At 56.5% G+C, this 15,432-nt stretch carries 14 protein-coding genes; 7 read left to right on the forward strand and 7 right to left on the reverse strand.

The features are described from left to right. Positions 1-36: 36 nt before the first annotated feature. The 5 genes from ACR0NM_RS03760 to ACR0NM_RS03780 all read right to left on the reverse strand — a co-directional run bounded on the left by ACR0NM_RS03760 (position 37) and on the right by ACR0NM_RS03780 (position 3,872). The gene (locus ACR0NM_RS03760; RefSeq protein ID WP_480613289.1) at positions 37-1,395 is read right to left on the reverse strand and encodes a dicarboxylate/amino acid:cation symporter; all 1,359 of its coding nucleotides are present in this window, start codon (positions 1,393-1,395) and stop codon (positions 37-39) included. A gap of 244 nt (positions 1,396-1,639) precedes the next feature. Beyond that, complete coding sequence (locus ACR0NM_RS03765) at positions 1,640-2,047, reverse strand: VOC family protein (RefSeq protein ID WP_170396600.1); 408 nt, start codon at positions 2,045-2,047, stop codon at positions 1,640-1,642. A 6-nt stretch (positions 2,048-2,053) separates the two neighbouring features. Beyond that, positions 2,054-2,878 carry an arginyltransferase gene (locus ACR0NM_RS03770; protein ID WP_170396602.1) on the reverse strand — a complete coding sequence of 275 codons (825 nt, stop codon included), beginning with the start codon at positions 2,876-2,878 and terminating at the stop codon, positions 2,054-2,056. A 74-nt stretch (positions 2,879-2,952) separates the two neighbouring features. Beyond that, a complete protein-coding gene (locus ACR0NM_RS03775) occupies positions 2,953-3,384 on the reverse strand; it encodes an RDD family protein (RefSeq protein ID WP_480613291.1) in 432 nt (143 codons plus the stop codon). 65 nt (positions 3,385-3,449) lie between these two features. Further along, positions 3,450-3,872 (reverse strand): DUF2852 domain-containing protein, encoded by a 423-nt coding sequence (locus ACR0NM_RS03780; protein WP_170396606.1) that lies wholly within the window; start codon positions 3,870-3,872, stop codon positions 3,450-3,452. 263 nt (positions 3,873-4,135) lie between these two features. On the opposite strand from ACR0NM_RS03780, the gene ACR0NM_RS03785 reads away from it, so the two are divergent. Then, a complete protein-coding gene (locus ACR0NM_RS03785; protein WP_480613293.1) occupies positions 4,136-4,813 on the forward strand; it encodes an aspartate/glutamate racemase family protein in 678 nt (225 codons plus the stop codon). A 786-nt stretch (positions 4,814-5,599) separates the two neighbouring features. On the opposite strand, the gene ACR0NM_RS03790 is transcribed toward ACR0NM_RS03785, so the two are convergent. Further along, entirely contained in the window at positions 5,600-6,235 is a 636-nt protein-coding gene (locus tag ACR0NM_RS03790; protein WP_255612072.1) for a response regulator transcription factor, read from the reverse strand. A gap of 215 nt (positions 6,236-6,450) precedes the next feature. On the opposite strand from ACR0NM_RS03790, the gene ACR0NM_RS03795 reads away from it, so the two are divergent. The 6 genes from ACR0NM_RS03795 to ACR0NM_RS03820 all read left to right on the forward strand — a co-directional run bounded on the left by ACR0NM_RS03795 (position 6,451) and on the right by ACR0NM_RS03820 (position 13,383). Continuing rightward, a complete protein-coding gene (locus tag ACR0NM_RS03795; RefSeq protein ID WP_480613295.1) occupies positions 6,451-7,692 on the forward strand; it encodes a pyridoxal-phosphate-dependent aminotransferase family protein in 1,242 nt (413 codons plus the stop codon). A gap of 15 nt (positions 7,693-7,707) precedes the next feature. After that, positions 7,708-8,904 carry a malate--CoA ligase subunit beta gene (locus ACR0NM_RS03800; RefSeq protein ID WP_480613297.1) on the forward strand — a complete coding sequence of 399 codons (1,197 nt, stop codon included), beginning with the start codon at positions 7,708-7,710 and terminating at the stop codon, positions 8,902-8,904. Next, entirely contained in the window at positions 8,904-9,794 is an 891-nt protein-coding gene (gene sucD / locus ACR0NM_RS03805; RefSeq protein WP_170598132.1) for a succinate--CoA ligase subunit alpha, read from the forward strand. The genes ACR0NM_RS03800 and sucD overlap by 1 nt, the downstream gene beginning before the upstream one ends. Further along, a complete protein-coding gene (locus tag ACR0NM_RS03810; RefSeq protein WP_480613915.1) occupies positions 9,794-10,765 on the forward strand; it encodes a 2-hydroxyacid dehydrogenase in 972 nt (323 codons plus the stop codon). Before sucD ends, ACR0NM_RS03810 begins: the two co-directional genes overlap by 1 nt. 28 nt (positions 10,766-10,793) lie before the next feature. Beyond that, entirely contained in the window at positions 10,794-11,771 is a 978-nt protein-coding gene (locus ACR0NM_RS03815; RefSeq protein ID WP_480613299.1) for an HpcH/HpaI aldolase/citrate lyase family protein, read from the forward strand. Positions 11,772-12,684: 913 nt separating this feature from the next. Continuing rightward, the gene (locus ACR0NM_RS03820; protein ID WP_480613301.1) at positions 12,685-13,383 is read left to right on the forward strand and encodes a Gfo/Idh/MocA family protein; all 699 of its coding nucleotides are present in this window, start codon (positions 12,685-12,687) and stop codon (positions 13,381-13,383) included. 342 nt (positions 13,384-13,725) lie between these two features. Here ACR0NM_RS03820 and ACR0NM_RS03825 read toward each other — a convergent pair whose 3' ends face one another. Then, positions 13,726-15,405: a BCCT family transporter gene (locus ACR0NM_RS03825; protein ID WP_170396620.1), complete on the reverse strand. Its 1,680-nt coding sequence runs from the start codon at positions 15,403-15,405 to the stop codon at positions 13,726-13,728. Between the last annotated feature and the right edge of the window lie 27 nt (positions 15,406-15,432).

The following is a 15,432-nucleotide window of genomic DNA, read 5'->3' on the forward strand; positions in this document are numbered from 1 at the left end:
CGAATACGGAGGCCCATTAGGGCCTCCGTTTGTTTTTCAGGAATTCGGCTGTGGGTGTGTCAGCCTTTCAAACTCCGCTTCAGTGGCATGATCGATTGCAAGGTCTGTGGTCTCGACAAGTCCGGCATTGGGATTGTCGAACGTGGCCTTGTCCAGCTTGCCGACCGTTTGCCCGACAATGGTGGTCACCACCGCATCGCCAGTGACATTCACAACCGTCCGCATCATATCGAGGATCCGGTCGACGGCCAGAATGATGCCGATGCCTTCCAGCGGCATACCCAACTGGTTCAGAACCATCGCCAGCATCACTATCCCCACACCGGGCACACCTGCCGTGCCGGTTGAGGCCAGAACCGAGATTGAAATCACGGTCAGATAACCGCTTAGCCCCAGATCAATGCCATAGGCATTAGCCAGAAAAACGGTCGCCACTCCATGCATGATTGCGGTGCCATCCATGTTGATCGTCGCCCCTAGGGGAATACCGAACGACGCCACGGAACGGTCAACGCCGACTCTCTGAGTCACGCATTGTAAGCTGGCCGGAATTGTCGCGTTCGAGCTTGAGGTCGAGAACGCAAACACCTGCGCCGAGCGCATCTTGCGCAGGAATACCCGAGGGCTCAGCCCGGTCGTAAAATACAGCAGCGCCATCAACGTGACACACAGATGGAATACCAGCGTCAGGCTGATCGTGGTCAGATAGCCGATCACCGGTCCGAATAAGCCAAAGCCCTCCATCGCAAAGGTTTTGGCAATCAGGCTGAAGACGCCGATGGGGGCGAAGGCCATGACGATATTGACGATCTTCATCGCCAGTTCATTCATGAACTCGCAGCCTTCCACAAAGGCCTTGGCGCGGCTGCCCATCATTAGCACTGCAATACCAACGACCATCACGTAGAAGATGATCTGCAGCATCTCACCATTGGCCAGAGCGTTGATCGGGTTCTTTGGGATGATGTTCGCCAGTATTTCCCAAGTGGTCTGCGGGTCGGCGACGCTTACGCTATCACCGGCCAGATGCAGGCTCGTGAATCCTGTGCCCGGCCCAATGAGGCCCGCAAAGATCAAGGCAGTTGTCACGGCCAAGGCGGTGGTGGCCAGATAGGTAACGAAGGTCAGCCCTCCGACACGGCCCAGCAATTTGACATCGCCAATGCCGACAACGCCGCACAGCAGTGAGAACACAACCAGCGGCACAACAAGCATCTGAAGTGCATTAAGGAACATTTGCCCAAACATGGACAGCACACCCTGCACAAGTGTTGCGTTGAGCGCAGCGATATCGAGATAGTTCAAGACCAGACCAAAGATCGAGCCCAAGGCGAGCGCGACCAGAATCTGGGTCGTCAGCGTGGCCGAAACCAGTCGGCGTGCGGCATATGTCATTTTCCCCCTCCTTCAGAACCTCTGCGACAGGGTGGGAGGCCTGCCGTAGCGACAATAAAGCCAGCCCGGTCAGCGTCTGATTGAGCTGCGGGTTTCAGGTTTGGGCTGGACGTTTAGAAGTGCGGCTAATTTGGTGACCTAGCGTCAACTTTCAATCGCACGGGCGGGGGAAGGTCGATTAAGATTGCTTAACAATTGGGCGCAGCATGGCGGAAGGTAGTTTAACGTGATGAAAAAAATGTATTTATTTTGTCGATACAGGTGCTGAAAATTCGATCAAATCCCAACGATTTCCGAAAGGATCCCGCCAGACGGCGACAATTCCATAGGGTTCATGGCGCGGGCGCTCTTCAAATCCTACGCCTGCTTCCAGCATCGCCGCGTGATCGCGGTAGAAATCATCTGTTTCGAGGAAAAAGCCAACGCGCCCACCGGTTTGATTGCCGACCGATGCGATCTGTTCCGCGCCCACCGCCTTGGCCAGCAACAACGAAGCACCATCCGAGCCCGGAGGCGTGATCCGCACCCAGCGTTTACCATCGCCCAGATCAATATCCTGCGTCAGAGTAAAGCACAGCACTTTGGTGTAGAACGCGATCGCTGCGTCATAATCCGGAACGACCAGCGTCACCGCATGAAGGCTCTGACGCATGATAGATTAACCTTTGGTGGGGTGGCGGTCAGGCAGTTGGATGTTGGCCACCTGCTCGGCAATCGGGGCCGACGATAGGGGGTGGTGGGCCGTATGGTCACACTGCTCGGGATTTTTAATTCGCTGCCATTCACCCTGCATATAGACCTGCAAGCCCGCGAATTTGGCCTTGTACCCCATCTTGGGGCTGCCGGGCACCCAATAGCCCAGATAAATATAGGGCAACCCAGCCTCGCGCGCGATCTCGATATGGTCGAGAATCATGTAAGTGCCCAGCGAGCTTTGCTGGAACTCTGGATCGTAGAATGAGTAAACCATGCTCAGCCCGTCATCCAGTACATCGGTCAAACTGACGGCGATCAGCTCGCCGGTTTCGGGATCGGCATATTCTACGACTCGGCTGCGGATCGGGGTTTCCTCGATCATCGCGGCGAATTCGAAGACATCCATATCGGCCATGCCGCCATCCGCATGGCGCGCGTCCAGATACCGACGGAACAGGTCGAACTGCTCATCCGTTGCCCAGGGCGATGTTGCACGTCGGATCAAGTAGGAATTGCGCTTGTGGGCCCGTTTTTGGCTTTTGCTTGGCTGAAAGGCTGACACATCGATACGGGCAGACAGACAGGCGGCGCAGTCGGTGCAGGACGGGCGATACAGAACGTTCTGCGAGCGGCGAAATCCTTGTTGTGAAAGGCAATTGTTCAATTGATCCGCACCTTCCCCCTGTAGGGCGGTGAACAGTTTGCGCTCCATCCTGCCCTCAAGGTAAGGGCAGGGCTGGGGTGCCGTCACATAGAATTGTGGCGCAATTGGCAGCGTGTGTCGCATGAAGGTCCCGCATTTCCTCGGAACCGATGATAGCAACGGTTTTTGGCGCAGCCAAGTGTTTCACTCAGGTGTTTTTAGGCGCGCTGGTTGATCATCACGGTGCCGAGGAAGGCATCGGTCAGGCCCTGACAGCGGGCGCTGGTCATCATCATGATGACCGAAATGATCTGTAGTACCGGGATCGCCATGCTGACAAAGTAACCTGCCGTATGTGCAATGGCTTTCCCCGTATCCATTCGGGCGCCAAAGGCGTCACGCAATTCTATCCCCATGAAGCGCATCCCCAGCGTGGCCGAGCCGTTGGCGATGGTAACAACGCGATAGACAAAGCTGATGACTGCGTAGATCAGCGCCAATATGAAGAAGCCCATGCCAAAGGTCAGCAGAATCGCAACTGTACAGAGCAATGAGATAAAGGCGATGTCGAACAGCCACGCGAAAAAGCGCTTGGTCGCTACGGATCGGTAGAATTCGGGTTGGCTGTCGGGGTCAGGCAGATGAGACATAGACTGTAATCCGGGTATTGTGCAGAAACACCCTGTCCCGATGGGCGGGACAGGGCAAGCCGCGATTAGGCAGGTTGTTCGCCGTTTTCGTCATCACGATTATCGCGGGCGCGTTCGTCCATGAACTCGTCGAACTCGGCCTTGTCCTTGGCTTCGCGCAGGCGGTGCAGGAACGCCTCAAAGTCTTTCTGTTCGCGCTCCAAACGCGCCAGGGTGTCGGCCTTGTAGGCGTCAAACGCGCTGTTGCCCGAAGGTTTCATGGCGCTCATGTGGCTGTTCCACGACGAACGGCGGCTGCAGGATTTGCTGAACATGCGTTTGCTCCAGATCATATAGGCAAGAAAGGCCAGGCCGATGGGCCAGAAGAAGATAAAGCCAAGGACCATTGCGGCGATCCAGGCGCCTTTGCCCTTGCTATCAAGCCAGGCTTCGCTTCGGTGCAGCCATCCCGGATTTTGGGGAACGGCGTGGTCGGACAATGCGGTCATGTGCTCTCTCCAGTTAGGATGTAAATGCTTTTCACATTACCAAGATGGGAGGGGGGATAGGTGGTTGCAAGGGGGTATGTGAAAAAGATTTACATTTTTCGGAATCCAGCGTCTGACCGGGCGGGTCAATCAGCGGGGTGAAGCGCGCCATGGTTTTATTCAAATTTCGACATGGATAATTGCAGCAAGTCGTTTTCTGGTTTCTTCGCTCACTGGTCCCCGGATCAAAGCCGCCTATCTGGGCGGAGAAGTGTGAGGACGCTGTGAAACTGCTTGTTGTAAATCCCAACACCACCGCCTCCATGACGCGAAAGATCGAAGAAGCTGCATGGGCCGCTGCGCATTCCGAAACCACGATCATTGCCGCCAATTCGCAAGAAGGCCCCGCCAGCATTCACGGCTATCTGGATGTCTCTACCTGTGTACCCGGTCTTCTGGAGGTCGTGAAGGCGCATGCTGATGCGGACGCAATTGTTGTTGCTTGTTTCGATGATACCGGAGTCGACGCCGTGCGCTGCGTCACTTCGGCGCCAGTCATCGGCGTTGGGGAGGCGGCCTACCACGCGGCGTCCATGATCAGTCCAAAATTTAGCGTCATCACCACTTTGTCCCGATCTCTAGCAGGGCTAGAGGCAAACTTGTTGCGATACGGCTTAGATCGCAGATGTGTCAGGGTTCGGGCTTCGGATGTGCCGGTTTTGAAGCTGGAGGAAAACGACCCCAAGACCATCGATATAATACGGGCAGAGATACGCGCCGCAATCGAAGAAAACCGAGCGGAAGCGATTGTTCTGGGCTGCGCTGGCATGACAGATCTGATGTCACAACTGTCCGAAGAGTTCGGCCTGCCGGTGGTAGATGGCGTTGCATGTGCCGTCACTTTTGCCGAAGTCCTTGTCAAATCCAGATTGACGACGTCAAAGCTTTGTTCTTATTCCTAGCCGGTTTTTTTTAACTAATTGCGTCAGAGGTCGAGTGGTAGCAATGGCATGTTGCTTATCAAAATTGTTAATTGATGCGTTCAATCGTTGAAACTAGTTGATGTACAAGATCATTTGCCGCGGCGGATGGCAGGCAATGCGCAGGGCGCATGATTGAAATATTCAGCGCAACGTCGGGAAAGAATGCTCGAAAGACAACCGAAGGCGATTATTACTGCCCGTTGATGTATCCGCTCACGGTGGTCGGGTCGCAAAGACTATGGAAAAGCTCTTTTTCGACCAGTTAAGTCAGGGTGAAAGGCTCTGAGTTCGAAGCCGTGTTCGAACCGAGCTTACTACAGAACGAAGGCAACGAGGGTTGCGATCAGGTTCGGGTCCCCCAACTGAATCGCTGCCCTTGGGCGGCCTAATAGAAATTTGGTGTCCCGTGTATATCCGAGAATTACGGGCACAAAATCTGGGCTAGAGCATCAGCGTATATCTGCGTCCAGAAATTCAGTGCACAGCGACAACGCCTCATAGTAGGCATAGCCCGCTGGTTTGCCCCTGATCTACGCCAGCCGGTCCGACGCGATGTCCATGGCCCAAATGTCATTCATAAGCTCAACCTCAGATCGGCTGGAGCAGCGCGCTCAAATCAGCGGGGGTAACGCTCGACGAAAGGTAAGTGACGCATATGATCCGCAAAGGTCAAATCATACCCGGAATCTGTCCGTTTCATCAATTCGCTGAACCAGCCGCTTAACAATCTAAACCTTAGCAACGGACGCCACGAGGTTTCGCAGTTCACGAGTTTCCGTTGTCTAGTTTTGAAGCGTAATAGAAGGCAATCGCCTGCGCGCGGTTCTTGATCGACAGCTTGTCGTATATGTTCGACAGATGGAACTTTACCGTGTTGGTCGAAATCTGCAGCTCTTTCGACAATTCCTTGTTAGACATGCCCTGCGCCAGTGCCTCAAGGATAGCGAGTTCCTTGCGCGACAGAGTCTGCAAAGGGTTCTGATGCATTTTGCGCACGTCGATATAGGGAAATACCATTTTGCCCTTAGCGACATCGACACAGGTTTCCAGCAAGCCTTCGACCTCGCCCGAACGCGGCGCGAACCCTGCGGCCCCGGCCTGCATAGCCTGACGCGGTACATCCCCAGCCTCGTCCCCATAGACCACAAAGCGTGGCGCGTTGGTCTGCTCGCGCAGAACCTCAATCAGTTTTGCCGCGCCCAAAGCAGGAAGTTCCCAGGACACGATCCCCACCTGAACAGGCACCCGCATGACTGTGCCCAGAAATCCCTCGGCGGTCGCTGAAGTGGCCACCAGAGAGAATCGCGGGTCGCGCTCGAAGATCTCGGACATGGCCGACAGCACCAAAGGGTTGTTGTTGGCCAGCATGACATCAATGGGGCGTTGAGATGTGTCGGACATTGTTTTCCCGTCTGATTTTATCTAAACCTACCCACTTTGGTGGGGATGCTTTCAGTATACATTGGCATATTTACCAAAATGGGTAGGTTAATACTCACCTAACAAGATATGCTAAAGCTGTAGTAAGTTACGTTGCGCCCCGGCGCAAGTTTCAGTTTTCCTCTGGGTCAAGGCGATCGGCGGTATCGAACACACCCGACGCATAGGAGGAGCACATGACGTTTCAGATCTATCCAACGCTCGACATCCCCGAGACGCTGGCCGCTGGCCCAGGACCGGGAAACACCGACGCACGTGTTTTGCAGGCGTTTGCCAGCGCCGGCGTTGCCGACCACATGCAGAGCGACGTGCTGCGTGGCATGATCGAATGCAAGCACATGCTGCGTCTGATCTGGGGCACCGCCAACACCCATACCTTCGCGGTTGCTGGCACCGGATGGAGTGGGCTGGACACCATGTTCTCGGCGGTGATGCCGGGTGACAAGGTTGTGGCCTTCACCAATGGCACCTTCTCGGGCATCGATGCGATGACTCTGCGGATCAAGGCTGCAACACCGGAAGAGCACGCGACCAACCCTCTGGACCCGCAAGCCGCGAGTGTCGCCGTTATTGAAATTCCCCACGGCCAGCCCGTCACAGGCGAGATGGTCGAAGAGGTGTTGGCCACGCACAAACCGAAGTGGGCCTTCATGGCGCATTGGGAAACCGGGTCGGGTCGGGTCAACGACCTGCGTGGCTTCTCGGATGCCTGTGAACGCCACGATGTGATGGGTTTGATCGATGCCGTATCGTCGTTGGGTATCGCGGATTTACGCATCGATGACTATCCGGGTGTCGCGGGATGGGCCTCGTGCCCGCAAAAAGGGCTGTGCTGCCTACCGCTGACCTATGCGCCGGTCAGCTTCACCGACGCCTATATCGACGCGCTGAAGACCTCCGGCGCCTATACATACGTCCACAACCCGATTTTCGAAGCACGCCACTGGGGCATCGTTGATGGGCAAGACGTGGAAAAGGGCACCTATCACCGTACCCATTCGGGCTATGCGGTCGCCGCCTTCCATGAATCGCTACGCCTGACTCTGCAGGAGGGATTGGCCAAACGTGCGCATTCCTATCGCACGCATGAGGCCGTCCTGCGCGACGCCGTCACCGCGATGGGTTGCCAGGTCACATCGGACATGCCCAGCCTTGTGGTGCTGAACCTGCCCGCAGAGCTGGCGGGTCGAGAGATGGAGTTGGTACAGAACTGCCGCGCCCGTGGCTTTGGCATCTGGCCCACGCTCAGCGCCCCGGTTCAAGTCCGTATCGGCATCCTGAACCAGCTAACCCACCAATCGGTCAGTCGCATCGTCAGGCTGTTCGCCCAGGCCATCCGCGAGATGGGCGGCTCGGTTGATTTCGAAGCCATCGAAGCACTTTTGGAAAGTCGCTACGGCACATCTATCGCTGCATAACGGGAGGGAATGCAGATGGATATCCATGAATATCAGGCGAAAGAACTTCTTTCGAATTTCGGCGTCGAGGTCCCTTCGGGGGCTTTGGCCTACAGCCCCGAGCAAGCGGCATATCGCGCGCGTGAGTTGGGTGGTGACAAGTGGGTCATTAAGGCGCAAGTCCATGCCGGCGGGCGTGGAAAGGCCGGTGGTGTAAAGCTGTGCAACTCGGAAAGCGAAATATACGAGGCTTGTGACGAGATGTTTGGCCGCAAGCTGGTGACGCACCAGACCGGCCCCGAGGGCAAAGGCATCTACCGCGTCTATGTAGAGGCCGCCGTACCGATTGATCGCGAGATTTATCTGGGCTTTGTGCTGGATCGGTCCAGTCAGCGGGTGATGATCGTGGCCTCTTCGGAAGGTGGGATGGAGATCGAAGAAATCTCAGCTGAGCGCCCCGACAGTATCGTCCGCTCAATCGTTGAACCTGCCGTTGGACTGCAGGAGTTTCAGGCCCGCGAAATAGCGTTTAATCTTGGGCTGGAACCTCGCCTAACTCAGCACATGGTCCGTACCCTGCAGGGTTGCTATGCTGCGTTCAGCGAGCTGGACGCGACTATGGTCGAGATCAACCCGCTGGTCATCACTGGTGACGACCGTGTTCTGGCATTGGACGCGAAGATGAGCTTTGACGACAATGCCCTGTTTCGCCATCCGCAGGTTGCTGAATTGCGCGACAAAAGTCAGGAAGACCCGCGCGAAAGCCGCGCGGCGGATCGCGGACTGTCTTATGTCGGACTGGACGGCAATATCGGCTGTATCGTGAACGGTGCCGGTTTGGCCATGGCCACTATGGACACCATCAAGCTGGCTGGCGGTGAACCTGCGAACTTTCTGGACATCGGTGGCGGTGCCTCGCCCGAGCGGGTGGCCAAGGCGTTCCGACTGGTACTGTCCGATGACAACGTTCAGGCGGTGCTGGTCAATATCTTCGCAGGCATCAACCGCTGTGACTGGGTGGCCGAGGGCGTAGTACAGGCGCTGCGCGAGTTGGAAATCGACCTGCCGGTCATCGTGCGTCTGGCGGGCACCAATGTCGAGGAAGGTCAGAAAATCCTGGCCAAATCGGGCCTGCCAATCATCCGCGCGACAACCCTTATGGAAGCCGCTGAACGCGCTGTGGGTGCATGGCGCAACGATCTGTCCCAAAACACCAAGATGAGGGCTGTGTAATGAGCATTCTTCTGGACCGCGACACCCGCGTCATCGTTCAGGGCATCACCGGACGCATGGCGCGCCTGCATACCAAGGATATGGTGCAATATGGCACCAACGTCGTTGGCGGCGTTGTTCCCGGCAAAGGCGGAGAGGCCGTCGAAGGCGTACCCGTATTCGACACCGTCAAACAGGCGGTTGAGGCCACTGGCGCCGAGGCTAGCCTTGTCTTCGTGCCTCCGCCGTTTGCGGCGGATTCGATCATGGAGGCCGCAGATGCCGGTATTCGCTATTGCGTCTGCATCACAGACGGCATCCCCGCGCAGGACATGATCCGCGTAAAACGCTACATGTACCGCTATCCTAAGGACAAGCGCATGGTGCTGACCGGTCCGAACTGTGCCGGTACCATCAGCCCCGGCAAGGCGCTGCTGGGCATCATGCCGGGACATATCTACCTGCCGGGCACTGTGGGGATCATCGGACGCTCGGGCACGCTGGGTTATGAGGCTGCGGCGCAGTTGAAAGAGCGCGGCATCGGTGTCTCAACCAGCGTCGGCATTGGCGGCGATCCAATCAACGGCTCGTCCTTCCGCGATATCCTTGAGCGGTTCGAACAGGACGAAGACACCGAGGTCATAGCTATGATCGGCGAGATCGGCGGCCCTCAGGAAGCCGAGGCTGCAGAATATATCCGTGACCACGTCACCAAGCCTGTTGTGGCCTATGTCGCGGGTCTGACCGCGCCCAAGGGCCGGACCATGGGCCATGCTGGGGCGATCATCTCGGCCTTTGGCGAAAGCGCCAGCGAGAAGGTGGAAATCCTGTCAGCGGCTGGTGTAACGGTTGCTGAAAACCCCGCGGTGATCGGCGAGACTATCGCCCGTGTCATGGGAAAGGCCGCGTGATGGTCAAACCTTCGGTCCTTGTCACCCGTCGCTGGCCTGCCGCCGTCGAGGCGCAACTGGCCGAAAACTACAACGCCGTGCTGAATACCGGGGACATTCCGATGTCTCCGGCGGAACTCCGCGACGCGTTGAAGACATACGACGCGGTTCTGCCCACCGTCACCGACACGCTTAGCGCCGAGGCGCTGGACGTGGCCGCAGCTCAGACCAAGATTTTGGCCAATTACGGCGTCGGGTACAGTCATATCTGTGAACCGGCGGCCCGTGATCTGGGTATGACGGTCACCAACACGCCCGATGTTCTGTCTGAATGCACCGCCGATCTGGCCATGACCCTGCTTCTGATGGTCGCCCGTCGCGCCGGTGAGGGCGAGCGCGAGCTGCGCGCAAGCGGCTGGACCGGCTGGCGTCCGACCCATTTGGTCGGCACCAAGGTCAGCGGCAAGACGCTGGGCATCATCGGCTTTGGCCGCATCGGTCAGGAAATGGCCCGTCGCGCCCATCACGGGTTTGGCATGAAAATTCTTGTCCAGAACCGCAGCGCCGTGTCGCCCGTCGTGCTGAAGCAGTTCGATGCGACCCAAGTCGAAACGGTGGATGATCTGCTGCCGCATTGCGACTTTGTCTCGCTGCATTGCCCCGGCGGGGCTGCGAACCGGCACCTGATCAACGGACGCAGGCTGGACCTGATGAAGCCCGACGCCTTCCTGATCAACACCGCGCGCGGTGAGGTGGTGGACGAGCGCGCTTTGGTGCAGTCGCTGATGTTCGACACGATCGGCGGCGCCGCGCTGGATGTTTTCGACGGCGAGCCGCGCATCAACCCTGACCTGTTGCAATGCGACAACTTGGTGATGCTGCCGCATCTGGGCAGCGCAACAAAAGAATCGCGCGAAGCCATGGGCTTTCGCGTGCTGGACAATCTGGGCGACTTCTTCGCTGGTCGCCCACCCCGTGACCGCGTGATCTGACGCACCCTTCTTCAAAGGAGCAAAAACCATGAGCTTTTATGCCATCGAACAGGCCCCCGCGCGCCTGAACCGCAGCGAACTCGCCGTGCCGGGCAGCCAGCCCGGCATGTTCGAAAAAGCCGCGAACTCGGAGGTGGACGTGATCTTCCTAGATCTCGAAGACGCGGTAGCCCCGGATGAAAAAGAGCAGGCCCGCAAGAACATCATTCAAGCCCTGAACGATATCGACTGGGGCAGCAAGACAATGTCGGTGCGCATCAACGGGCTGGATACGCATTACATGTATCGCGACGTTGTGGATGTAGTCGAACAAGCCGGTGCGCGGCTGGACCTGATCATGATCCCCAAGGTCGGCACAGCTGCAGATGTCTATGCCGTCGATTTGATGGTCACGCAGATCGAAGACGCGATGGGTTACAAGAAACGCATCGGGTTCGAGCATATCATCGAGACCGCTCTGGGCATGCAGAATGTCAGCGAAATCGCGGCGGCCTCGAACCGCAATGAGAGCCTGCACTTCGGTGTGGCGGACTATGCAGCCTCGACCCGCGCGCGGACCACGATCATCGGTGGTGTGAACCCCGACTATTCGGTTCTGACCGACCCGGATGGCGATGCTACGCGCGCGACCCATTGGGGCGATATGTGGCACTACGCGCTCGCCCGTATGGTTGTCGCCGCCCGTGCCAACGGTCTGCGTCCGATTGATGGTCCGTTCGGTGATTTCCAGGATCCTGAAGGCTATAAGGCAGCTGCCAAAAGGGCGGCGGTGTTGGGCTGCGAAGGCAAATGGGCCATCCATCCCAGCCAGATCGCTCTGGCGAATGAGGTCATGTCACCCAGCGATGCCGAAGTCACCAAGGCGCAGCGTATCCTTGTTGCTATGGCCGAGGCCGAGACCGCAGGCAAAGGTGCGGTGTCGCTGGATGGTCGTCTGATCGACTATGCCTCGATCCGCCAGGCTGAGGTCATGGTCGAAAAGGCTCGCCAGATTGCGGCAGCGTGATTTTAGCCCGCATTGGGCACTGAAGTAGGGGTGCGCACGCTTGCCTCGGCAGGTCCGGGGCAGGCAACATCTGCAGACTTCGGTGGTCATTCAATCGATATGGCTGAAGTCTGCAACACACTACCCTGAACACTCACAGCCTTGCCTGAAAACGATGTTTTTCGGACCAAACCAGATAGGTTCTGTCGCAATCTACGATCCCAAATGTCTCTTGCAAGGTAGTTCTTTTGGCGGCGTTCGCAAAACAGACAGGAGCGGTATGTACTGATCTTACTCAAGGGAGCACTTTTTCCTTATGAAGTGATCATCCACGCGGTTTTCCACTACCTGCGCTAGCGTGTTTCTTGCCGGGACCCAGAAGAAACCATGTCGGAGCGGAGCGTAGTCTTGGACCACGCTGCACTGAACCGCCTTTTGAAGGAGACCAATAGCAGACCGTCAACTGGATAATACCTTTCGCCAAACAGGCGCTAGATCCACCAAGGTCAATGGTCAAAAGATTGCAACGGGTCCCGTTACGACAGAACCGGCTTCTATAAAGTGGCAACAGCGCAAACGCGGTTTTGAATCATGTCAATTTTGACGACGACAGCAGGGGGCCAAGACGTTCAATCAGTGTCGCATGATAGGTATTAAGCCAGATGACCTAAGCATCGGTCAAAAACTGAATCTGCAGCATGGTGGTTTGAACAGGGCACCATGTCAGGTTCGAAAACTGTATGAACCCGTCATCGACTCGTAAGATCTCGAACAGGTTTACGATCCGGATACCGAACTATTCGGGCACATAAGAGCCTGGTTCGCAAAGAAGGGCGATCTTGAGACCGAACGTGATGCCGAGTACGCCATTCTGCGCTTCCGACAAGCGTCATCAGCTCATTTTATACTGTCTCACAACTACACGGGTTATCCAATGGTTCGTCAGGCACGTGGCATGGTGCGTGCGGGCGAGTTGGGCAAGCTGCGGTTGGTGCAAGTGGAATATGCGCAAGACTGGCTGGCCGTACCCACCGCATCGGACATCAACCAGTCCGACCGGCGCACCGACCCAATTCGGTCCGGTGCTGGTGTAATTGGTGATATCGGTACTCACGCGTTCAATCTGGCACATTTTGTAACGGGCGGAGTGCCATCGCACCTTGCCGCCGACCTTTCAAGCTTGGTTCCGGGCCGCCAGGTGGACGACAACGCCCACGTCTTGATGCGCTATGCTAGTGGCGCGCGTGGAATGCTATGGGCCAGTCACGTGGCCGTGGGAAACGAAAACGGCCTGCGTTTGCGGGTTTATGGCGAACGTGGTGGTCTGGAGTGGTCACAGGAACACCCTAACCACCTACAATTCACCCGCTTTGGCCAACCTATGCAGCTCCTGACACGTGGATCAGGATCGGTGCTGCCGCAAGCCGCCCAACGAGCAACTCGTATCCCTCCGGGCCACCCTGAAGGATATTTGGAAGGCTTTGCAACCTTCTACGCCGAGGCCGCCGAACTGATCCGATGTGAGGATAAGGCGGACCACTTACTGCCCGGTCTTTGTGACGGTTTGTTGGGTATGGCGTTAATCTCAAGCGTACTGGCATCGGTCAAGACGAAGGCCGATGGTGCCGCATGAATGCATAAGGGTTCTACAGCGAAGCCTCCTGAAGTTCTAATAAATGCATCTGACCTGCGGTATAAAGTGGTCAGTTCTTTGAGCTTTTGAAAGGAACAGACTCCAAGCGTTAGCTGACCTTTACGGATCATGTGCGCGACCTCGATTGTCGGCAAAAAAGTGCGGGGCGATACTTGTAGTAAAGCGTCCACATTGGCCGACATTGTCGCAAACAACTTCAAACTGGAATACAGATTTGAATCAGTTTCAGTTTGCTCACACCTTTGATGGGTTGGCATTGAGGGCCAGACAGAAAATGGCCTCCGAAATACCGGAGGCCAATCAAAGATATTAGCTCAACCTCTATTCGGCTGGCATAGTCGTTGCTTCAGCTGAGATTGTTGTCGCGATGCCCGCTGCTTCGCGCCGCCCATCATTCCAGATTGCTTTGATCAGTGCGATGCACATCAACGCCATTACAATAGAGAAGGGCAATGCACCTATCACCATAGCGGTCTGGATGGCTCCGGTACCACCTGAGACAAGCAAGCCCCCGACAACAAGTGCCAGAGCTGCGCCCCAAAACATGATGTGAGGCCTTGCCTTGGGACCTTCGTCGCCAGCTGCGTTGATCGTATTCACGATCAGCACGGCCGAGTCTGCAGACGTGACAAGGAACGTCATCAGCAGGACAACGATCACAGCGGCCATTGCCCACGCCAATGCTTCTGCAATCGGAGCAAGCATGTGTTCTGTCATCGCGAAGATCTTGTCACCGTTCGCCGCATCCAGGATGACGCCGTTTGCGTCTCCGTTCAGTTCCAGGTCGATTGCCGTGCCTCCGGCCCAGGCGAACCAGACAAAGCACATTAGTGCGGGAACAATCATCGCGCCCAACACGAACTCACGGATTGTCCGGCCTCTGGAAATCCGCGCCAGGAACAAACCGACGAAAGGTGCGAACGCGATCCACCACGCCCAATAGAAGACCGGCCACCAGCCTTGCCACTGCGCAAGAAGGAACGCTTCCGACCCTTCAACACCATCAGATGTGTATACGTTGAAGCTCAGCCATGGCAGCGCGACCACATAGTCCCATATGCCTACAAAAAACGCTTTGGCGCCAAAGAAGGTCGCTCCGAACAGGATGAAGAACCCCAGAAGGAAGATCGACAGGCCCATATTGATGTTCGATAGCCATTTGATGCCCTTGCCAACACCGGACAGGGCCGACAAGGTCGACGCGCCCATGATGACAAGTAGAGCGACGACGATACCCAAGTTTGTCGCAGAACCATCGGGCTGTGCGAGCCCACCGATGCCGATGCGTGTGAGACCTGCAACGAACTGTTCAACACCGAAGCCGAGCGTCTGGGCTACCCCAAGAATAGTGGCGACAACGGCGACGATGTCGATCAGATGACCGAGGTTGCCCGACAGTGATTTACCAAACAGTGGGGTCAATGAGGAGCGGATCGTCAGCGGCAGTCCGCGACGATAGCTGAAGAAAGCAAGCGCCAAGCCAGCTATCGCATAGCATGCCCACGCCCCGAAACCCCAATGCAGGTATGACCACACATACGCCGTTCGGACATTGTCTGCATCCAGTGCAGTCGTCACCCCCTGAATAACGGATGGATTGTTCTTGAAATGCGCGACAGGTTCGGCGACCGCCCAAGTTAACATTCCGACACCGATGCCCGCGCCAAACATCATCGAGAACCAGGAAAAGTTAGAGAACTCGGGTTTCTCGCCCTCTACGCCAAGTTTCATACGTCCAGCAGTTGGCCAGATGGCCAGCCCAATACAGACGATGACAAACCCGGTAACAACCCAGATATACCAGGCAGCAAACTGCGAAAGAATGGCGGCATTCCAATCGCCAAGAATTCTACCCGCCTGTGTTGGCCAGACTATGCACCAAACAACCAGCAGGCTGATGACGATCTTGCTGATTACCGTCACGTTGACGCTGAACCCCCGGTAAAAACCGTTGTCAGCGGTTTTTATCGGAAGTTCCGATAGTGGTGGTTTCATTGACATTTGTATTCCTCCCTTTGAATCTCCGCT

Source organism: Ruegeria sp. AF2, from assembly GCF_056542025.1.

What these genes read in the sequence shown, in the direction of transcription:
- ACR0NM_RS03760 (WP_480613289.1), bottom strand. Translation starts at nt 1,395, where the DNA reads ATGACATATGCCGCACGCCGACTGGTTTCGGCCACGCTGACGACCCAG.
- ACR0NM_RS03765 (WP_170396600.1), bottom strand. Translation starts at nt 2,047, where the DNA reads ATGCGTCAGAGCCTTCATGCGGTGACGCTGGTCGTTCCGGATTATGAC.
- ACR0NM_RS03770 (WP_170396602.1), bottom strand. Translation starts at nt 2,878, where the DNA reads ATGCGACACACGCTGCCAATTGCGCCACAATTCTATGTGACGGCACCC.
- ACR0NM_RS03775 (WP_480613291.1), bottom strand. Translation starts at nt 3,384, where the DNA reads ATGTCTCATCTGCCTGACCCCGACAGCCAACCCGAATTCTACCGATCC.
- ACR0NM_RS03780 (WP_170396606.1), bottom strand. Translation starts at nt 3,872, where the DNA reads ATGACCGCATTGTCCGACCACGCCGTTCCCCAAAATCCGGGATGGCTG.
- ACR0NM_RS03790 (WP_255612072.1), bottom strand. Translation starts at nt 6,235, where the DNA reads ATGTCCGACACATCTCAACGCCCCATTGATGTCATGCTGGCCAACAAC.
- ACR0NM_RS03795 (WP_480613295.1), top strand. Translation starts at nt 6,451, where the DNA reads ATGACGTTTCAGATCTATCCAACGCTCGACATCCCCGAGACGCTGGCC.
- ACR0NM_RS03800 (WP_480613297.1), top strand. Translation starts at nt 7,708, where the DNA reads ATGGATATCCATGAATATCAGGCGAAAGAACTTCTTTCGAATTTCGGC.
- sucD (WP_170598132.1), top strand. Translation starts at nt 8,904, where the DNA reads ATGAGCATTCTTCTGGACCGCGACACCCGCGTCATCGTTCAGGGCATC.
- ACR0NM_RS03810 (WP_480613915.1), top strand. Translation starts at nt 9,794, where the DNA reads ATGGTCAAACCTTCGGTCCTTGTCACCCGTCGCTGGCCTGCCGCCGTC.
- ACR0NM_RS03815 (WP_480613299.1), top strand. Translation starts at nt 10,794, where the DNA reads ATGAGCTTTTATGCCATCGAACAGGCCCCCGCGCGCCTGAACCGCAGC.
- ACR0NM_RS03820 (WP_480613301.1), top strand. Translation starts at nt 12,685, where the DNA reads ATGGTTCGTCAGGCACGTGGCATGGTGCGTGCGGGCGAGTTGGGCAAG.
- ACR0NM_RS03825 (WP_170396620.1), bottom strand. Translation starts at nt 15,405, where the DNA reads ATGTCAATGAAACCACCACTATCGGAACTTCCGATAAAAACCGCTGAC.